This window comes from Aedoeadaptatus ivorii, from assembly GCF_030815095.1.
Lineage (GTDB): Bacteria > Bacillota > Clostridia > Tissierellales > Peptoniphilaceae > Aedoeadaptatus > Aedoeadaptatus ivorii.
On the sequence record NZ_JAUSWF010000004.1, the window covers coordinates 24,253 to 43,456 of the forward strand.

Here is a 19,204-nt window from a genome sequence, read left to right on the forward strand (position 1 = left end):
TCCTCCTAGTAATTTGTAATCAAAACTTCTTTGGTTTCGCCTAGTTTATTACGTTGATAATTACTGTTTGCGTAATTTATCTTTAACAAGTGAACTTTATATTTTCCACTCCACTCTTGTAACTCTTTATTAGCTAATCCATTATTAAAAAACACATTTGATAATGCAAATTTAATTTTTCTATCATTTAATTCATCTAATATCTCAAATAAAGTTAGATCATCATCAAGAGTCCAGCCTTCAAATCCTCTTTTACCATCATTATAAGAACCTACAGAGCTTCTATAAGGCGGATCACAATATACAAAGTCTGAACTTTTAATTTTAGAGAAATCAAATTCTTTGAAATTCTTATTGCTAAATTCTATATTGAAAAGTTTATCTCTAAAAGAAGTAAGTCTATTTTTCATATTTTCATTAAAACTACTCCTATTAGTTCCAGCAGGGTTATTATAGTCATGATTTGAATTAAACCTAAACTGATAATTAAAGGAATAACACATCAAAACATATAGCAAAAGAGGGTCTTTATTTTTATTGTAATATTCTCTAAATTCATAATATGATTCTTTGTCTTCTTTAGATAGATTAAATCTACTTATTACATTATCAATATTCCTTAACAGCTCCTTGCTATCAGTCTTTTTAAACATTTCTAAAATTTCAATTACAAAATAATTTATATCATTAGCTATTTTCCTGTCCGCTTTAACATTAACAGAAACATCTAGTCCACCACAAAACACGTCATAAAAAGTATCTATATTATGAGGAAATAGAGGCAATACCTGAGCTAATAATCTATGCTTATTTCCAATGTAATTAAATGGTGATTTTATATAATTTTCGCTCATAACTACTCCTTTTCTACAAAATATAAGATTTCTTTTAAGTTTTTATTTTTATTTGTCTGTGCGTTCTTATATCTTTTATAATCTATAAATTTATAGTCCACAGTACTTTTCTTTCCATATTTTTCTAAAATACCAATGATTTCATCATGGGATAATAACCCTTCTGTATTATAGCTAAGAATAATATATCTCGAATTAGTTTTTTTGATTAAATCTTCAAAAGTATTGAAAACTGAATCTTTTCTGCAATAATCACTTTTTTGCTCAGAGTAATCTCTTAATCCGGTTACTCCTTTTATTCTAGGATTATCATATTTAGCTATTGTTTCTAATACATGATAATTGGGCAAGTACTGTCTTTGATTATATGGTGGATCAAAGTAAGCTAAATCTGTTTTTATATTCTCTATTAACTTATTAGAATCTTCATTATATGATTGTCCTACTGAATTATTAATTGATAAACCTACATTTTTTAATTTTAAATTATTTAATGCTCTTTTATCCCAGTGCTTTAAATAAGCTCCATATACACCAGTTATATTGCTTACAAATGGAACTGCTTCTATTAGACATGTAAGTAAATAAAAATATTCGTCTTCATTGATAAGAGAATTCTTATACCAGTTTTCAATTTGAGTCCTAACTAAATCAACTTTTAAAGCATTTTCTTCTGTGAAATACATTCTTCCACCTTTGGGACTGTAGTTTTGATAAACAAAGCAATTTTTTAGATTATTATCTATACTTTCTAAATTAATATTGTTTAAATATTCTATTGGATTTGATATATTAAGATTCTGAAATTCTAATTTAGAATTTATCCCAACTGTTCCTCTTAATAGCACATAAGAAAAATACATCAAATCGTTAGATATAACATCATATCCCATATTCTTAAATTCACGAGAAACTACTCCTGAACCAGCAAACACATCTGATATACTTTTAATATTTTTTGTCTTTTTTTCAATCAATTCTAATATATATGGTATAATCAGCGTTTTGCCACCAATAAATCTCATTTGATTTCCTCTTCATTCTTTCTTCTGTATTCAATGATCTCTCCAATATCACATTGAAAATACTCACAGATCTTACCTAATGTTTCTAAACTTACATTTTCATCTCTTCCCATTTTTGCTATTGTCTTGGGTGTAGTTGCGATTGCACATTGTAAGTCTGTTTTTTTCATATTTTTATCTATTAATAACTTCCATAATTTATTATATGAAAATCCCATATCATTCTCCAATTCTATATTTTACCTTTCTAAATGTATAGATTAACTACCTAATTATAGCATATAAAACAGATTCTTTACAATTATACGATTTACTGCTTTAAAACGAGCAAAAAATAACCTCAGAATCTAATCTGAGGCATTATTTTTTTAAATCATTCCAAAATACTCTAAAGCATTTTCTATTGCTTTTTCTTTTTCTTCTGGACAATTTGGTACTCTTTGATTTTCTTTCTTGCTAATATTGTAGTTTTCTCTTTCTATTAGACCGTGTTTCCTTTTTACTTGTGCAATATATAGGCATGATACTTTTAACCCGTATTTATCTAACACATACTTTTTAATTTCTCCATAAGTTGCCTCTTTTGAAAAGTCAATTTCAGATAATTCATCTTCCCCTATTTCTATATCTAAATGATGTTCTGTGTTTAGTTTGGACAATAGAGCTACCGTCTCCACATGTACGGTGCGCGGAAACTGATCGACGGCCTCCAGGTGTTCGACGGCATAACCCGCCGCGGCGAAGATGTCGATGTCGCGCTTTTGGGTGACGGGGTTGCAGCTGATGTAGAGGATGCGGGGGGCGTCGAGTTGTTTGAGTTTTTCGATGGCTTTGGGGTGTATGCCGTCGCGGGGCGGATCGACGACGAGGAGATCGGGCCGATCGGATAGGGTGTCGACGAGGGCGAGGACGTCGCCGGCGAGGAATTGCGCGTTGTCGATGCCGTTTTCTTTAGCCGAACAATTGGCGTCGTCGACGGCTTCGGGTACGAGTTCGATGCCGATGACTTTTTTCGCCTCTTTGGCGAGGATTTGGCCGATGGTGCCGGTGCCGGAATAGAGGTCGTAGACGACGCCCTTTTCCCGGCCTGCCAGTTCGCGCGCCTTTTGGTAAAGGATGGCGGCGGTATCGGGATTGGGTTGAAAGAAGGAAAAGGGGCCGATCTGAAAGTCCAAATCGAGCATGCGCTCGCGAATGCTCGTATCGCCGTAGAGATGGCGCACGACTTCGGGTTTTATGGCATCTGCCCAATCGTCGGATATGGTGTGGTAGATGCTTTTGATTTCGCCCTGCAAGGGCAGATGCAGGAGCATGTCGACAAAGGCGTCTTCGTCGACGGCTTCGGATGTGGTGACGAGGTTTACGAGATAGCTGTCCGTATGTCTTGCGTGGCGCACGACGAGAAAGCGCAGGGTGCCTTCGTGGCGCATGCGGTGGTATTTGTCGACGCCCAGGGCGCGGAAGTGAGCTTCGGTTGCGGCGCGAATTTTTTCCATATCTGCGGGCACCAAAAGACAACCGTCGGTGGAGACGATGTCGTAAAATCCGCGCTTGTGGTGCAGACCCAGGGTGAGGGGGCCGTCTTTTTCTTCGTCGCCGAAGGTGTACTCCATTTTGTTGCGGTAGTGGTAGGTACGGGGCGACGGGGTGTAGGGAACGGCGCGGCCGTAGAGTGTTTCGAGCATGGACTGTTTCATGCGGGATTCCTCTTCGTAGGAGAGGGTCTGGTAGGTGCAACCGCCGCAGACGGGCGCGTGGGGACAATCCGGCGCCTGTTCCACGGGGGCGAGGGCGAGGACGTCTGTGATTTTTCCTTTTTTGTGATCTCTGCGATTTCGGGTGATGCGCACGGCGACTTTCTGCCCGGGGATGCCGCCTTTAACGAGGGCGACGGTGCCGTCTTCGAGCCGCACTTTGCCGCGATTGGGGAATGTTCTTTCTTCTACGATGCCTTGTGTGTTCTTTTTTGCCATGGGTCTCCTCCTCCTTGAAAGGGTATTATACCATTAAAGACAGCCATTTTTTCCGAGAAACGGACGGTGCAATATGAACTTTCATTTCGACAATAGTTACGAACGACTGCCCTCGGATTTTTATAGAACGGTGGCGCCCACCCCCGCTCCGGCGCCCGCGCTTTTGATCGGAAATCGCGATTTGGCGCGGGATCTGGGCCTTTCGGATGCGCTTTTTTCGGACGAGGGGATCCGCTATCTTTCGGGCAATGCCATGCCTGTGGGGGCGTCTTCGATCGCGATGGCGTATATGGGCCACCAGTTCGGCTACCAGACGATGCTCGGCGACGGGCGGGCGCTCCTTTTGGGCGAGCAGATTACGCCGTCCGGGGATCGCTACGATTTGCAGCTCAAGGGCGCGGGCAAGACGCCCTTTTCGCGCGGCGGCGACGGGCGCGCGGCGCTGGGGCCGATGCTACGGGAATATATTTTGGGAGAGGGGATGCACGGGCTCGGCATTCCCACCACCCGGGCGCTGGCGGTGGTGACGACGGGGCAGTATATTCAGCGCACCCGCCGGGAAGACGGGGCGGTGCTTACGCGCGTGGCAAAGAGCCATTTGCGGGTGGGTACCTTTGAATGGGCGGCGTCGCGGGACGCTCAGCACGTAGAAACGCTGTGGCGCTACGCGGCTCTGCGCCACGATCCCGATTTGGCCGATGCTGAGGACGGCCCCGCCCGGTGGCTGGTGCGGGTATGCGAGCGCCAGGCGAGGCTGATCGCGAAGTGGATGGCGGCGGGCTTTGTGCACGGGGTGATGAACACCGACAATATGACGATCTCGGGCGAGACAATCGACTACGGGCCCTGCGCCTTTCTCGACGTGTTCGACCCGGCGGCGAAGTTCAGCTCGATCGACCACTTCGGCCGCTATCGCTACGAAAACCAGGGGCAGATCGGGGTCTATAATCTCGATATTTTGGGCGATGCCGTCGCCCCGCTCTTGGACGACGATCCGGAGGCGGCAAAGGAAAAGAAGACCCGCGCGCTCGAAGCCTATGCCCACGGCTTTCAAGCGGCGTATTACGAGGAGATGGCGAAGAAGCTCGGTTTTCAGGAAGACACCGATACGGCGCGAAAGTATGTGTCGGATTTTCTCGCCCTCTTGCAGCGAGAAACCATGGACTACGGCGAGGCGTTTTTGCGGCTCACCCACAACGACCGCCGAGACCTCTCCTCCGAGGCCTTTCTCGCCTTGGCCGATGCGATCTTTGCCGAAACGGGTGCCGAGGGCGAGGCGATACGCCGGCGCCACAACCCGGCGATTTGGCCGCGCAACTATTTGGTGGAGCGGGCGATTCGCGAGGCGGAGATCGGCGATACGGATTTTCTCTTCGAATTCGTCGAACTCTTACAAGACCCCTATGCCCATAGCGAAGCGCAGTTGGCGTACCGAGACGCGCCGACGATCCCGGGGTATACGACATTTTGCGGCACCTGATGCCGATCCTCCCTGCGGGAGGATTTTTTTGTGCCGATTTTCGAAGGGCGAATCGTTTTCTCATTTTAAGATATTTAATCTTTTCCGCGGCAATAGGGGCGGTGCGCCGCTATATTTTTTACAGAACCCCTGCTTTGTTTGCAATTTTTATTATCCAACCGCAATCGGTGCCCCGGAAGGGGAAAATTTCACCACTCAAAAATTACCATCTTCTAAAATTTAGAACGACAATGTCGTTATTTTGGTTTACTAAAGTAATGTATTATATTATAATATGAAGCAGTATACACGGGTTTGTAAAATCTGTGTATAGACAATATTGCCAGGCAATATTAGAAGGAGGAGAATATGAGAAATCACAAAGTACGTTTACTGTCTATTGTCCTTGCAAGCGTTTTATTGCTCGCTGCTTGTGGCGGCGGCGGAAAGAATGCGACCGCAAACAATACAGGAAACACCAAAACCACCGAAGGTGCATCGTCCGCCGGCGGCGAAAAGATTTTGCGCACCAACAATAAATCGGAACCCGGCAGCTTAGACCCGGCCATCGCCAAGGGTACGCACGAATCGTTTGTGCTGCAACACGCGTTCTCGGGCCTGATGCGCTACAACGAAAAGGACGAATTGGTCCCCGCGCAGGCGGAATCCTATGACATCAGCGAAGACGGCAAGACGATCACCTTTACCTTAAAGGACGGCCTCAAATGGTCTAACGGCGATCCTTTAACCGCCAAGGATTTCGAATTCGCCTGGAAGCGCGTCATCGACCCCGAACTGGCTTCGGACTATTCCTTCCAAATTACTACTTATGTAAAGGGTGCGGAAGAATACTTTAACGGCGAAGGCTCTATCGACGATGTCGGCATTAAGGCATTGGACGACAAGACCCTGCAAGTGGAACTGAAGAGCCCCACCCCCTATTTCTTGGACATTACCGCGTTCTACACCCTCTACCCCGTAAACGAAAAGGTCGTCTCCGAAAATCCCGACTGGGCAAAGAACCCCCAAGGTACGGAATTCGTCTCCAACGGCGCCTTTAAGATTACCGAGTGGAACCACAACGAAAACATTCAGCTCGTCAAGAACGAAAACTTCTTCGACGCGGACAATGTAAAGCTCGACGGCATTTACTTCGACATCCTCGAAGACGACAACACCGCTTACTCCAAATACGAAGGCGGCGAGTACGACGTATTGATCAAACCCGCGCCCGCAGTCACCGCCAAAGCGGTACAGGGCAAGGATCCCGAACTACAACTCGCCAAGGAAATCGGGCTCTACTACTACGAATTCAACACGACCAAAAAACCCTTCAACAACCCCAATATCCGCAAGGCGCTTTCCCTCGCACTGGACAGAAAGACCCTCGTCGAAAACATCACCCAAGGCGGCGAGATTCCCGCAGAAGGCATTGTGCCCTTCGGCTTGGACGACGATGCGGGCAAGGACTTCCGCGAAGCCAACGGCAATCTGATTACGGAAGATGTGGCTAAGGCAAAGGAACTCCTCGAAAAGGGTCTGAAGGAAGAAAATATGACGGTCGAGGACCTAAAGAACGTCACCCTTTCCTACAATACGGACGAAGGTCACAAGAAGATCGCCCAAGCCGTACAGGCCATGTGGAAGAAGAATCTCGGCGTAGAGATCAATGTGGAAAATATGGAGTTCCAAGTTCTGTTGGACAACCGTTCTTCCGGCAACTTCGAGATCGCACGTGCCGGTTGGTCGGGAGACTACAAGGACCCGAACACCATGCTCGATACCTTTGTTTCGGACAATCCCCAAAACGACTCCAAATACGCCAACACCGAATTCGATGAAAATCTGAAGAAGGCGGCGGAAACCGGAGACCAAAAGGTGCGCATGGACAGCATGAAGGCGGCCGAAAAGATTATGGTCGAAGACATGCCGATCATCCCCATCTACTTCTACACGCAACCCAGATTGCAAAAGGCCAATGTCACCGGCGTCTATAAGCCGATCCTCTTCTACCCCATCTTTACCTACGCGGATATCGAGGCGAAGTAAGAGGCATGGAAATTGCATGACAGGCATATACAAATAGAGAGAGCCGCAGGGCGGTTCTCTCTATTCTGTGTATCGGCCCCAATTCGTTCGATTAGAAAGGACAGAACATGAAAAAGTTTGTGTTGCGGAGATTGCTCATGGCCATCGCCACCATGTGGGTAATCATCACCATCACCTTTGTAATGATGCACTCGATCCCGGGCGATCCCTTTGCCAAAGAGGGCAAAATGCCCGAGCGGGTGTATGAAAACCTGCGCGCACAGTACGGCTTGGACAAGCCTCTGGCGGAGCAATACGTCATTTATCTGAAAAATATCGTCCGCGGGGACTTCGGCCAGTCCATGAAATCCCAGGCGGAAACCGTCAACCAAATGATTCGAAGAGGCGCACCGGTATCGGCGCAAATCGGGCTGCAGGCCTTTGTCGTCGCCATGATTTTGGGCCCGGCCCTCGGGAGCATCGCCGCCTTGTACCAGAACAAGTGGCCCGACTATGTCACTATGATTATCGCGATTATCGGGATTTCGGTGCCGAGCTTTATCTTTGCGACGCTGCTGGTGCAGTTTGTGGCGAAAAACGTCGCCTGGCTTCCCATTAGCGGGTGGGGAGAATTTCGCCACAGCATTCTGCCTTCCCTGGCCTTGGCGCTGATGCCCATGGCATCTAGCGCGCGGCTGATGCGCTCTTCGATGCTCGAGGTGCTGGGCCAGGACTACATTCGCACAGCGCGCTCCAAGGGATTGTCGCAATTTAAGGTGATTATGAATCACGCGGTGCGAAACGCCATTCTGCCGGTGGTCTCGACCTTGGGCACCACCCTTTCGGGGCTGTTGACGGGCTCGTTTGTCATCGAAAAGATCTTCGGCGTGCCCGGTTTGGGCAGTTTCCTAATCTCCTCCATCACCAATCGGGACTATACGCTGATTATGGGGACAACGATCTTTTACTCGGCGGTGTTGATCGTGCTGCTCTTGATCGTCGACATTCTGTATGTGGTCATTGACCCGCGGATCCAATTGACGGGAGGGAAACGATGATGCAAAAAGACAACTTCAACCGCACCGCCGTCGACCCCTCTTTGTTTGCGCCGGCGGTCAAAGATGAAAACAGGGAGCGCATTACCCGCCCGGTGATCGGCTACTGGGCCGACGTGTTCCGTCGCCTGCGCCAAAACAAACTCGCCATGGTGGGGCTGATTACCATCCTCCTCCTCTTGATCCTCGCCTTTGTCGGCCCCGCCATCGTGGGCTACGACTACGCGTCCCAAGACTATACCAAGATTAATATGGCCCCCAGTGCCGAAAACCTCTTCGGCACCGACGAATTGGGCCGCGACCTCTTTACCCGGGTGTGCTACGGGATTCGCTATTCCCTCTTGATCGGGATTTTGGCGGCGGCGATGGACTTTGTCGTCGGCGTGACCTACGGCGGGATCGCCGGTATGGCGAGCGCGCGCGTGGACAATATCATGATGCGGATCGCCGAGGTGGTCTATGCCATTCCCTACTTGCTGATCGTCATCTTAATTTCCGTCATGTTTTCCAGCGAACAGGGCGCGAGCCTCTTTACCCTGGTCCTCGCCATGAGTATCACCGGCTGGGTGCCGATGGCGATTATGGTGCGGGGGCAGGTGCTCCAGCTTCGGGAAAATGAGTATGTAACGGCATCGCGTTCCTTGGGCGCGGACAACGGCTATATTCTAAAAAATCACATTATCCCCAATACATTGGGCCCCATCCTCGTCAACATTACCCTTACCGTGCCCCGGGCGATCTTTTCGGAGGCGACCCTGAGCTTTATGAGTTTGGGACTGCAACCGCCCCAACCGTCTTTGGGCGTGCTCTCCAACGACGGGCTCGGCGTTATGGGCATCGGGTTATTCTATCAGATCTTTTTCCCGGCGCTGATGATTTCTCTCATTATGTTCTCCTTTAATGTGTTGGGCGACGGTCTGCGGGACGCACTCGACCCGAGACTTAGAAAGTAGGTAGGCAAGTGACTCAAAATATACTGGAAATACAGGAACTTTCCGTATCCTTCGCGACCTTCTTCGGCGAAGTCGAGGCCGTGCGCGATGTCTCCTTTAATGTGGAGCGCGGCAAAACCCTCGCCATCGTCGGCGAAAGCGGCTGCGGAAAGAGCGTCACGGCAAACTCGATTATGCGGCTTTTGCCCCAGCCCCCCGCGCTCTATAAATCGGGCAAGGTCCTCTTTAACGGCGAAGACCTCTTGCAAAAAACCGAAGAAGAGATGACCGGCGTGCGCGGCAACCAAATCTCGATGGTCTTTCAAGACCCGATGACCAGCTTAAACCCCACCATGAAAGTGGGCGATCAGATCGTCGAAGGGGTAAAGCGCCACAAAAATATTTCGAAGGAAGAGGGCCGCGAACTCGCCATCGATATGCTAAAGAAGGTGTCGGTCCCCAATCCCGAAAAGCGCGTCGACCAATACCCCCACGAATTCAGCGGCGGTATGCGTCAGCGGGTAATGATCGCCATCGCCATGGCTTCCCGACCGCAACTGTTGATCGCGGACGAGCCCACCACGGCGCTGGACGTCACCGTACAGGCGCAGATCCTAAAGCTGATGAAAAAACTCAAAGACGATATGGATACCTCCATCATTATGATCACTCACGACCTGGGCGTCGTGGCCGATATGGCGGATGACGTCATCGTGATGTATGCGGGACAGGTGATCGAGCGGGGCAACGTGGACGAGATCTTTCAGGCGCCCCAGCACCCCTATACCGTCCGGTTGTTGGGCGCGGTGCCGCAACTGACCATGGACCGCGAAGAGACCTTGCACGCCATAGAAGGCACGCCGCCGGATCTCTACAAGCCGCCCATGGGCTGCGGTTTCTTCGACCGCTGTTCCGAGGCCATGCGCATCTGCGAAGAGCATATGCCCGCATTTTATCACCACGGCGGCGACCACAGCTGCCGTTGCTGGAAGTACCATCCTTCCTACCCGAAGGCGAAGGAGGTTAGCCATGAATGAACCCCTACTCCAAATCCGCAACCTTTCGAAACACTTTCGGGTCGAAGGCGGCTACCTACAAGCTGTCGACGGCCTGAACTTCGACATCTATAAGGGCGAGACCTTCGGCCTGGTGGGCGAAAGCGGCTGCGGAAAATCCACCGCCGGCCGCACCATACTGCGGCTCTATACCCCCACCGCGGGCGAGGCGATCTTCGAAGGCGAAGACATCTTCCAATACGACGACAAAAAGATGAAGGCCCTCCGCAAAGATATGCAGATGATCTTTCAGGACCCCTACGCCTCCTTGGACCCGCGCATGACCGTCGAGGAAATCGTGTCGGAACCCCTCGTCATCTACGGCATCGGAAACCGCAAAGAGCGCAGAGCGCGCGTGGTGGAACTCTTGGAACTCGTCGGGCTGAGCGCGGAACACACCCAGCGCTTTCCCCACGAATTTAGCGGCGGGCAAAGACAGCGGATCGGCATCGCCCGTTCCCTGGCCCTGCGCCCCAAATTCATCATTTGCGACGAACCCATCTCCGCGCTCGATGTGTCCATACAGGCGCAGGTCGTCAATCTCTTAAAGGACGTGCAAAAAGAGCTGGGCCTCACCCTCCTCTTTATCGCCCACGACCTCTCGATGGTGCGCTATATCTCCGACCGCGTGGCGGTAATGTATCTGGGCCACCTTATGGAAGTGGGGACGACCGAAGAATTTTACAGCCGTCCCCTGCATCCCTACACCAAGGCGCTTCTTTCCGCCATTCCCATCGCGGATCCCGAAGAACAGCGCAAGCGGGTGCAGATCGAACTCGAAGGCGACGTACCCAGCCCCATCAATATGCAGCCGGGTTGCCGCTTCGTGGACCGCTGCCCCTACGGCGACGACAGTTGCCGCGGCCGAGACCCCGATATGGAAGAAGTGCTGCCGGGACAATATGTCGCCTGCTTCAAAGTGCGGGAGATCAACAAAGATATACTGGGATAAAAAAAACAAAGAAAGCAAGGGCACCGCAGCCCTTGCTTTTTGTATGGGCGCAACCGCCCCGCGTCGAAAGATCTCTTTCCCTATATAAAGTCCGCAAAGAAGCCGATGCAGAAACGCACGACCACCCCCATTGTCATTCTGAGCGAGGAATTTTAATTCCGAGTCGAAGAATCTCTTTCCCTAGAAAAAATGAACGGAGAGGCCGGTGCCGATACGCATGACACGCCCCTTCTTTTGCCTCAAACACTAAGACACGCAATAGGCACCATGCAACCCGTCGACCCGCAATAGCAAGCTCGAGATCCGTTCGACTCGAAGCACAGCTTCTCGCTCAGGATGACAAGTAAAAATTAGCAATAGCAGTGTGGGCAGCATGCCTCGGCGCGACTCTCCCCCACCTGTCATCTTGAGCAAGGGGCGAAGCCCCGCGTCGAAAGATCTCTTTCCCTACATATTGCCCCAAGCAACACATCACGCAGTAGGCACCATACAACCCGTCGACCCGCAATAGCTTACGGAGATCCATTCATGACCTAACAGAAATCTTCGATTTCGTCGTAGGTCAGAAGCCGCGCAGTCCAAATCTTCGATTTGGCTAACGTAGCGGCCCGGCTCGAAGCATAGCTTCTCGCTCAGGATGACAAGGAAGAATTTCTCAATAGCCCTTGCCGGAACGCGTGACCTCCCCCTCTTGTCATTCCGAGTCGAAGCATCTCTTTCCCTGGAGATGACAATGTACCCCCCTATATCCCATGGCTCCACGGCATAAATTCACTTTCGGCATGGGTGCTCAGTGCCATGCAGGAGGCGCCGCAATAGCCCACGGCGTCTTTCCCCCAGCGGGCGCGGATGCTATGGAGGGCGCGATCGAGATTTTCCTCGTTCCGCCGTAGTTCCCAGCAGGAAAAGAAGTCGGTCTGCAGGGCCTCGGTCTCGGGCGAAAGGTCGATGGCGCGCAGGGTAAGGGCGCGCACGGGCTTGTCCCATTCGTATTTTTTCTGAAAGAGGGCGTAGGCGCCGTCGGAAAGGAGCGCCGCCGCTTGCCCGGGGTAGGGAAGCGGCCCCTGAAAGCTGCGGCTTAAAAGGGCGTTGTCGCGTACGTGCACTTCCACGCTTCGGGCGCGGAGTCCGTATTCCCGCAGGCGGCGGGAGACGCTCGTGGAAAGGATCTGAAAGATGCGCCGCACTTCCACCGGCCGCACAAGATCCGCCGGTAGGGTGCTCCCCTTTCCCACACTTTTTACGGGCACGCGCGCATCCCGATCCGCCACCGCCGCATCCTCGAGGCCCGATGCCTTTTTCCAGAGGGCGACGCCGACGATGCCCAGGCGCTTTTGGAGAATATGGGGCGAGGTGTCGGCGAGATCGCCCAGGGTAAAGATGCCGATGCGGTTTAATTTCTCTTTGGTCTTTCTGCCGATCCCGATCATGGCATCGACCGCGAGCGGCCGCACGGTAAGGGGATAGTTGATGCGGCTGATGACGGTGACGGCGTCGGGCTTTTTGAGATCGCTCCCGAGTTTGGCGAAGGTCTTGGTAAAGCTCACCCCCACCGATACGGTGATCCCCATTTCGCGCTTGATGCGCTTTCGAATGGTGTGGGCGATCTCTTCGCCCGTGCCGAAAAGATGCTGAGATCCGGTGACGTCGAGCCAGCACTCGTCGAGACCGAAGGGCTCCACCTGATTGGTGTAGTCGTAGTAGATCGCCCGCGCCTTTCGGGAGGCGTCGAGATACCATTCGTAGTGGGGCGCTACGACGATTAGATTGGGGCACTTCTGCCGCGCCTGCCACAGCGCCTCGCCGGTCTTTACGCCGAATGCCTTCGCCTCCTGGGATTTGGCGAGGACGATGCCCTGGCGCTGTGCCTCGCTCCCGCCCACGACGATGGGCTTGCCTTTCAGCGAGGGGTCGTGCATGGCTTCGATCGAGGCGTAGCAGTTATTCATATCCGAATGAAGAATGACGCGTTCCATAACCCTTCCTTTCTTGACAAAATGCGCAATCAGCGGTACGATTTACGCACCTGAGTTTCGTGTTACTCTTATAATACGCAATCTAATTTCCTGTTTCAAGGATTTTATACAGAAATACGCAATTTAATTTCATAAGGGAGGGATCTATGATCTTCGGAGAAAAATTAAAGGCCCTGCGGGCGGAACGAAATATGACCCAAAAGGAGTTGGCGAAGGCGCTGGGGGTGTCTTTGCGCACGGTGTCGAATTACGAAACCGGCGGATTGCGCCCGCGCTATGCGTCGGTCTACGACGATTTGGCGCGGATTTTCGAGGTGCCGAAGAATTATCTCCTCACCGACGAGGACGCCTTTGTGTTGGAGGCGCGCTCTCGCCACGGAAATAAGGGCGCCCGGGAGGCGCAGGAGCTGGTAGAAGGGGTGGTGGGGCTCTTTGCTGGGGGCCGTCTCGACGAAGCGGACAAGCAGGCGGTGTTCGAGACGATCCAAGAGGCGTATTTTCGGGCAAAGCTCGAAAACAAAAAATACACCCCGAAGGCCTATCGAAAGGACGACGAGGTGTAATATGTCGATGTATAGACGCCTCTACGAGGATGCGACGGCGCTTCGGGCGCGCTACGGCGCCGATCCCCGCAGAATTCTCGAGGAACGGGGCGTAACGCTTCTTCCGATGCGCACCTCGACGAAGGTCTTGGGTATGTATAAGGTGATTCTTCGAAATGCTTTCGTATTTTACAACGACGCCGTGGACGAATCGATCCTGCGCATGGTCTTCGCCCACGAGTTGGGCCACCACTTGTACCACCGGGACTACGCCGCCCGGGCGGAACTGGTCGAGTACACGCTCTTTCACCTCACCGGCGAGATGGAGCTCGAGGCGAATATTTTTTCCGCCCATCTGCTCCTCGAAGACGAGAAGGTCTACGAGATGGCGAAGCGCGGCTATTCCTACGGGGATATGGCGCGCGCCTGTTTTGTCGACGTGAATCTGATGATCTTTAAGCTGAACGAAATGCAGCGCATGGGCTACGATCTGCCCTTCGACGAAATCGCCGACGCGGGGTTTTTTTCGAAGATCGACGGGCGGGATGCGCAAAACGCCCGGACGGATATATAGGCGCAACGAACAAGAAAGCGAGGCAATGATGGAACGAATTTTACGCAATTCTCTGGTGGCGGCGATCCTCCTCTGCGTGCTCTGTTTGCCGCAGGCAGCGCAGGCGGCTTCTGTCACCGAAAAGGGGCGCGCCGAGGTCTCTCCCGGTGTCACGCGCCTGGAGATGGAGGCGAAGGTGGGCGGACGCCGCCATATCGTCGACGTGCTGCGGGTGGATCTCGCCAATCCCTATGCGGATCTCGAGGTGCTCACCGGCCCCGGCGGCTATACCCGGCGCGACAGTGTATCCGGCATGGCGGATCGGTCGGACGCTTACGGCGCCATCAACGGCGACTTCTTCAATATGTCGAAGCAGGGCGCGCCCTTCGGCCCCTCGGTGATCGGCGGTAAGCTGCAGTCCTCGCCGCTGGAATCGATCGGCCTGTTCGGCTTCGGCGTGGACGCGAACCGCAAGGGGCATATCGAATCCTTTACCTTCTCGGGCGGGGCCTATGCCGAAGACGGGGCGAGCTATCCCATTAGCGGCCTGAACAAGACCGACTATATCATCAACCACACGCAGGTGCCGTCGCACAAGGACAGCATTCAGCTCTACAACGACTTTTGGACCTCGGTTTCTCGCGGACTGGCGGGAAGCGGCGAGGTAATGGTGTCCGAAGATTTTGTGGTAGAGAAGATTTCGCTGGATCGCCCCCTTGCCATGGCGGTGCCCAAGGGCAAATACATACTGCAGGTAAACGGTAGGGCCAAGGAATTTGTCCGCAAGCACGTGCGCACGGGTCGCCGCCTCAAGCTGGATTACCGCCTGTCGCCGGATCGCAACTGGCGCTTTTTGATCGGCGGCCACGCCATGCTCGTAAAAAACGGCACGCCTTTGGTCTACACCTTAGATGCCGCCGCCATCGACGGGCGCCGCGCCCGCAGTGCGGCGGGGATCTCAGCCGACGGAAAGACCGTCTGGCTCTTTGCCACCGAAGGCCGAAGCGCCAAGACGCCGGGCATGCGCCTGGCGGAATGGGCGGCCACCGCGGCGGCATTGGGCTGTGATCGGGCGATCAATCTCGACGGCGGCGGTTCCACCACCATGGTGGCGCGGGGCCACGGCGACTTTCAAAATACCGTGATCGCCCGGCCGGAAAAGGGCGACGCACAGAGAAAGATCACCAATGCAATCGGCGTCATGAACCGCGCCCCCGCCGGTCCTCTGGCGGGCGCCGAGATCTCGGGTCCGCGCCATGTGGTGCGGGGCGAGGTGGCGACCTACGGCCTCGCCAAGGCGTGGGACAGCTACTTCCACCCCGTCGACCCGAACCATGTGGGCTATAGCCTCACCGATACCGCCTTTGGCCCCGGTGCCTGGGTATACAGCCGCTTCCTCTCGCCCCAAGAAGGCAATACGGAGGTCGTACTCACCACCGAATCGGGCGTAGAAGCGCGCCTCGCGGTAGACGTACAGAGTCCCCATGCCCTCGCCGGATTTACGGCGAAACACGAACGACGCGGCGACCGGCTCGTCGTCTTCCCCGCCGGCAAGACCAAGGCGGGACGGCAGATCGCCCTGGATCCCGCACAGATCGAGTGGACGGCGGAAAATATCGACGTAACTGTAGACACGGATTCCTGGAAGCTGCCCGGCGCCGGCGTACAGCCCCCCGCCGCCGTATTCGACGTATCGGATCTGGCGGGCCGCGCCTACGGCGCCGTAACGGCCACCTTCGGCAAACACAGGGCGCAGGTGCTCCTCGAAAGCCCCGGCTACCGCAAGGTGAAGATGGTACCCGGCAAGAATCGCTACATCGTAGACGGCGAGGCGAAGACGATGGATGCCGTGCCCGTCATTAAGCACGACCGCACCATGGTGCCCCTGCGCTTTGTGATGGAATCCTTTGGCGCAGAGGTCGATTGGAACCAAGAAAGCCGCATCGCGACGGTCTTTTACAAGGGACGCCGCATCACGCTTCCCACCGACGGTACGGCACCCGCCATCGACGGCAATCCCGTCACCTGGGATGTGGGCGCCTATATCGCCACCGACCGCACCATGATTCCCCTGCGCTTTGTGACCGAAGGGCTGGGCATGGAAGTCTACTACGATCCCGTAGAACGCTCGGTCTCGATTTACGACCGCCCGTAAAAGAAGACACGAAAAAACTCGGCTTGCGCCGAGTTTTTTATTGCCTCTCGAAAGTCATAAGGAGCGCTTCCAAGGGAGTTTGTATTTCACGAGGCAATGCTGCACTTCGTCTGTACTCATAGTATTTTCCGTGTTTGTAGTCCAACAAAAAGCCTTCCGTCGACCGGATTTCGGGGGCGTCTGCGATTACAATCTCGCCGCCATAGCGACCGTCGATATAGATGTCGATGCCGCCCTTCCCCTTGCGAAATTGGATCCGCTCGATCAAAGATCGTTCGCCGAAGAGCGAAAAGCGAAATCCGCGGTGGTAGTAGTTGTGTTTGACGGGCGTCTTCGTCTCTTCGACGAGAATCACCCGCGCATCCGGATCCCACTCTACCCGATCGCCAAAGATCTCGGCGATCGCCCGCACCGGCAGATACACCTTACCCGCTTCGATGCGGGCGCCGACCTTACGGTCCAGAAGCACACCGTTTACGCTGCCCCCCGTACCCGATGTGGGCAGGCTGATCATGGTGTCCTTTCCGGTAAGTACCACACGGCCTTCCTCCATCCGCAACTTGGCGGAGTAGGCCTTTTCGATCACATGGCTCGCCACATAGCCGATGTCGTCGCGCAGGAGGATATTTTCCTCCCCACGGTAGGGCACCCGGTGCATATAGCCCGAGACCGCGCCGTTCGCATCGGCGGCATGGACCTTGCCCGCGAGGGCAAACAGAAGGAGCAGGACCAGTACTATTCTCTTCATACCATTCCTCCTCAAATGTATTTTACCAAAGCCGCTGCAAAAGGTGATGACATAGCGGTAACAATCCGAAAGCATTTTGATGACAGGATATACAAAACGGTTATATTTGCCACAAGAAGCCATTTGTGCCGCAAAACGCCGCGTCACGCTACTCGGCTACCATGCAATCACAGAATGCCCCGTGCCTCGCGCCCATCCAAAAAGCCCGCGACATATGTCGCGGGCTTTTTGATCTCTACAAATCGACACAAAAAAAGAGGCCGCAGCCTCTTTTTTTGTTTTCGACTTAGATTACACCTTGTGCCATCATAGCGTCTGCCAAGCGAACGAATCCGGCGATGTTGGCACCTGCAACGAGGTTGTAGCCCAAACCGTATTCTTCGGCAGCGTCTACGGACATTTGATAGATGTTGTCGATGATTTGTTTCAGTTGTTTGTCGACTTCTTCTGCTTGCCAGCTCAGACGTAAGCTGTTTTGGCTCATTTCCAATGCGGAACCGGCAACGCCGCCTGCGTTAACAGCCTTGGAAGGAGCGACGACCTTGACGTTTTCCATCAGGTAGTTCAAAGCTTCGTTGGTGGTAGGCATGTTTGCTACTTCGATGTAGTATTCCAATCCCTTTTCTACCATGGCTTTGGCTTCTTCGATAGTGATTTCGTTTTGGTAAGCAGCCGGCATAGCGATGTCGTATTCTGCGTTGATCCAGGGTTTTTCTCCCGGGAAGAATTCTACGCCGAATTTGTCTGCGTAATCTTGTACCTTGTCGCGACCGGAAGCACGCATTTCGAGCATGTATTCCACTTTTTCTTCGGTGCTGATTCCGTCGGGATCGTAGATGTATCCGTCGGGACCTGCGAGGGTTACGACCTTACCGCCGAGTTGTTGTACCTTCTTGCAGAGACCCCAAGCGACGTTACCGAAACCGGAGATAGCGATCTTCTTGTCCTTGATGTCTTCGCCGAAGTGGTCGAGTACGTTCAAGAGGTAGTAAACGGCACCGTAACCGGTTGCTTCGGGACGAACGCGGGATCCACCGTAGGAGAAGCCCTTACCGGTGAATACGCCGTTTTCGAATTTACCTCTGAGGCGACGGTATTGACCGTACATAAAGCCTACTTCTCTTGCGCCTACGCCCATGTCCCCTGCCGGAACGTCGGTGTCGGGACCGATGTAGCGATAGAGTGCGGAGATAAAGCTTTGGCAGAAACGCATGATTTCGTCGTCGCTCTTTCCGCGGGGGTCGAAGTCACTGCCGCCCTTGCCGCCGCCGATGGGCAGACCGGTCATGGAGTTCTTGAAGCATTGTTCAAAACCGAGGAATTTAACGACGGATTGGTTTACGGTCGGGTGGAAGCGGATACCGCCCTTGTACGGCCCAAGTGCGCCGTTAAATTGTACGCGGTAGCCGATGTTGGTGTGGTATTGGCCTTCATCATCTTGCCATACCACGCGGAAGCTGAACATACGGTCCGGTTCAACCATGCGTCCGAGAAGGTCGACCTTTTCGTATTCAGGGTGTTGGTCGATAACCGGTTTCAAAGAACCGAGTACTTCTTCGACGGTTTGTACGAATTCCGGTTCGCTACCGTGTCTTTCTTTTACTCTTTCGATTACACTATCGAGATAGCTCATGCATATTCCTCCTTAAAGAAAATAAGTAGACTCTAAAAGTCTTCGTAAGCGGAGCAAAGGATTTCCTGCGAGCGAAAAATTATAGGGCAGCCAAAACTGCATAATTTTTGCCGGCATCCTCTTCCCCGGCGAATCCATCATAACACAAAGGAAATGATATTTCCATGAAGATTTTCTTTTTTCCTACCCATCTTATACGGCTGAATTTCGGTGTTTGAGGGGCGCATCGGCGTTTTGCGTTAAAATGCACCGTTTTCCCGCCCC

At 52.4% G+C, this 19,204-nt stretch carries 16 protein-coding genes; 9 read left to right on the plus strand and 7 right to left on the minus strand.

Annotation, left to right across the window (positions count from 1 at the left end; translation table 11 throughout):
- Positions 1 to 5: 5 nt before the first annotated feature.
- From QO008_RS03575 to rlmD, 4 genes are all read right to left on the minus strand, one after another.
- A complete protein-coding gene (locus QO008_RS03575) occupies positions 6 to 854 on the minus strand; it encodes a DNA adenine methylase (RefSeq protein WP_307384483.1) in 849 nt (282 codons plus the stop codon).
- A gap of 2 nt (positions 855 to 856) precedes the next feature.
- Positions 857 to 1,879: a DNA adenine methylase gene (locus QO008_RS03580; protein ID WP_307384486.1), complete on the minus strand. Its 1,023-nt coding sequence runs from the start codon at positions 1,877 to 1,879 to the stop codon at positions 857 to 859.
- Positions 1,876 to 2,097: a helix-turn-helix domain-containing protein gene (locus QO008_RS03585; protein ID WP_307384488.1), complete on the minus strand. Its 222-nt coding sequence runs from the start codon at positions 2,095 to 2,097 to the stop codon at positions 1,876 to 1,878. The genes QO008_RS03580 and QO008_RS03585 overlap by 4 nt, the downstream gene beginning before the upstream one ends.
- A 150-nt stretch (positions 2,098 to 2,247) precedes the next feature.
- Positions 2,248 to 3,852: a 23S rRNA (uracil(1939)-C(5))-methyltransferase RlmD gene (gene rlmD / locus QO008_RS03590; protein WP_307384491.1), complete on the minus strand. Its 1,605-nt coding sequence runs from the start codon at positions 3,850 to 3,852 to the stop codon at positions 2,248 to 2,250.
- 73 nt (positions 3,853 to 3,925) lie between these two features.
- Between rlmD and QO008_RS03595 the strand changes: the two genes are divergently transcribed.
- From QO008_RS03595 to QO008_RS03620, 6 genes are all read left to right on the plus strand, one after another.
- A complete protein-coding gene (locus QO008_RS03595) occupies positions 3,926 to 5,332 on the plus strand; it encodes a protein adenylyltransferase SelO (protein WP_307384494.1) in 1,407 nt (468 codons plus the stop codon).
- Between the two features lie 348 nt (positions 5,333 to 5,680).
- Positions 5,681 to 7,360 (plus strand): peptide ABC transporter substrate-binding protein, encoded by a 1,680-nt coding sequence (locus QO008_RS03600; protein ID WP_307384496.1) that lies wholly within the window; start codon positions 5,681 to 5,683, stop codon positions 7,358 to 7,360.
- 107 nt (positions 7,361 to 7,467) lie between these two features.
- The gene (locus tag QO008_RS03605) at positions 7,468 to 8,397 is read left to right on the plus strand and encodes an ABC transporter permease (protein WP_126466138.1); all 930 of its coding nucleotides are present in this window, start codon (positions 7,468 to 7,470) and stop codon (positions 8,395 to 8,397) included.
- On the plus strand, positions 8,394 to 9,347 hold the full coding sequence (locus QO008_RS03610) for an ABC transporter permease (RefSeq protein WP_126466139.1): 954 nt from the start codon (positions 8,394 to 8,396) through the stop codon (positions 9,345 to 9,347). The genes QO008_RS03605 and QO008_RS03610 overlap by 4 nt, the downstream gene beginning before the upstream one ends.
- Before the next feature lie 8 nt (positions 9,348 to 9,355).
- Positions 9,356 to 10,363 carry an ABC transporter ATP-binding protein gene (locus tag QO008_RS03615; RefSeq protein ID WP_307384500.1) on the plus strand — a complete coding sequence of 336 codons (1,008 nt, stop codon included), beginning with the start codon at positions 9,356 to 9,358 and terminating at the stop codon, positions 10,361 to 10,363.
- Positions 10,356 to 11,333 (plus strand): ABC transporter ATP-binding protein, encoded by a 978-nt coding sequence (locus QO008_RS03620; protein WP_126466141.1) that lies wholly within the window; start codon positions 10,356 to 10,358, stop codon positions 11,331 to 11,333. Before QO008_RS03615 ends, QO008_RS03620 begins: the two co-directional genes overlap by 8 nt.
- Positions 11,334 to 12,076: 743 nt before the next feature.
- Here the strand turns inward: QO008_RS03620 and QO008_RS03625 are convergent.
- Positions 12,077 to 13,309 carry a DNA polymerase Y family protein gene (locus QO008_RS03625; RefSeq protein WP_307384504.1) on the minus strand — a complete coding sequence of 411 codons (1,233 nt, stop codon included), beginning with the start codon at positions 13,307 to 13,309 and terminating at the stop codon, positions 12,077 to 12,079.
- A 146-nt stretch (positions 13,310 to 13,455) separates the two neighbouring features.
- Here QO008_RS03625 and QO008_RS03630 point away from each other — a divergent pair, with 146 nt between their 5' ends.
- Genes QO008_RS03630 through QO008_RS03640 form a run of 3 tightly spaced genes read left to right on the plus strand, consistent with a single transcriptional unit; the run spans position 13,456 to position 16,559 of the window.
- On the plus strand, positions 13,456 to 13,872 hold the full coding sequence (locus QO008_RS03630; RefSeq protein WP_126466143.1) for a helix-turn-helix domain-containing protein: 417 nt from the start codon (positions 13,456 to 13,458) through the stop codon (positions 13,870 to 13,872).
- A gap of 1 nt (position 13,873) precedes the next feature.
- Positions 13,874 to 14,425, plus strand: a complete 552-nt coding sequence (locus QO008_RS03635; protein WP_126466144.1) for an ImmA/IrrE family metallo-endopeptidase — start codon at positions 13,874 to 13,876, stop codon at positions 14,423 to 14,425.
- Positions 14,426 to 14,453: 28 nt separating this feature from the next.
- A complete protein-coding gene (locus QO008_RS03640; protein ID WP_307384510.1) occupies positions 14,454 to 16,559 on the plus strand; it encodes a stalk domain-containing protein in 2,106 nt (701 codons plus the stop codon).
- Positions 16,560 to 16,596: 37 nt separating this feature from the next.
- Here QO008_RS03640 and QO008_RS03645 read toward each other — a convergent pair whose 3' ends face one another.
- Together QO008_RS03645 and gdhA are read right to left on the minus strand one after the other, a co-directional pair.
- Positions 16,597 to 17,307: a stalk domain-containing protein gene (locus QO008_RS03645; protein WP_164715258.1), complete on the minus strand. Its 711-nt coding sequence runs from the start codon at positions 17,305 to 17,307 to the stop codon at positions 16,597 to 16,599.
- Positions 17,308 to 17,593: 286 nt separating this feature from the next.
- The gene (gdhA, locus tag QO008_RS03650; protein WP_126466147.1) at positions 17,594 to 18,940 is read right to left on the minus strand and encodes an NADP-specific glutamate dehydrogenase; all 1,347 of its coding nucleotides are present in this window, start codon (positions 18,938 to 18,940) and stop codon (positions 17,594 to 17,596) included.
- Positions 18,941 to 19,204 lie beyond the last annotated feature (264 nt).

Excerpts from the sequence above, each read along its gene's own strand:
- QO008_RS03575 (WP_307384483.1), bottom strand. The coding sequence starts at position 854 with ATGAGCGAAAATTATATAAAATCACCATTTAATTACATTGGAAATAAG.
- QO008_RS03580 (WP_307384486.1), bottom strand. The coding sequence starts at position 1,879 with ATGAGATTTATTGGTGGCAAAACGCTGATTATACCATATATATTAGAA.
- QO008_RS03585 (WP_307384488.1), bottom strand. The coding sequence starts at position 2,097 with ATGGGATTTTCATATAATAAATTATGGAAGTTATTAATAGATAAAAAT.
- rlmD (WP_307384491.1), bottom strand. The coding sequence starts at position 3,852 with ATGGCAAAAAAGAACACACAAGGCATCGTAGAAGAAAGAACATTCCCC.
- QO008_RS03595 (WP_307384494.1), top strand. The coding sequence starts at position 3,926 with ATGAACTTTCATTTCGACAATAGTTACGAACGACTGCCCTCGGATTTT.
- QO008_RS03600 (WP_307384496.1), top strand. The coding sequence starts at position 5,681 with ATGAGAAATCACAAAGTACGTTTACTGTCTATTGTCCTTGCAAGCGTT.
- QO008_RS03605 (WP_126466138.1), top strand. The coding sequence starts at position 7,468 with ATGAAAAAGTTTGTGTTGCGGAGATTGCTCATGGCCATCGCCACCATG.
- QO008_RS03610 (WP_126466139.1), top strand. The coding sequence starts at position 8,394 with ATGATGCAAAAAGACAACTTCAACCGCACCGCCGTCGACCCCTCTTTG.
- QO008_RS03620 (WP_126466141.1), top strand. The coding sequence starts at position 10,356 with ATGAATGAACCCCTACTCCAAATCCGCAACCTTTCGAAACACTTTCGG.
- QO008_RS03625 (WP_307384504.1), bottom strand. The coding sequence starts at position 13,309 with ATGGAACGCGTCATTCTTCATTCGGATATGAATAACTGCTACGCCTCG.
- QO008_RS03630 (WP_126466143.1), top strand. The coding sequence starts at position 13,456 with ATGATCTTCGGAGAAAAATTAAAGGCCCTGCGGGCGGAACGAAATATG.
- QO008_RS03635 (WP_126466144.1), top strand. The coding sequence starts at position 13,874 with ATGTCGATGTATAGACGCCTCTACGAGGATGCGACGGCGCTTCGGGCG.
- QO008_RS03640 (WP_307384510.1), top strand. The coding sequence starts at position 14,454 with ATGGAACGAATTTTACGCAATTCTCTGGTGGCGGCGATCCTCCTCTGC.
- QO008_RS03645 (WP_164715258.1), bottom strand. The coding sequence starts at position 17,307 with ATGAAGAGAATAGTACTGGTCCTGCTCCTTCTGTTTGCCCTCGCGGGC.
- gdhA (WP_126466147.1), bottom strand. The coding sequence starts at position 18,940 with ATGAGCTATCTCGATAGTGTAATCGAAAGAGTAAAAGAAAGACACGGT.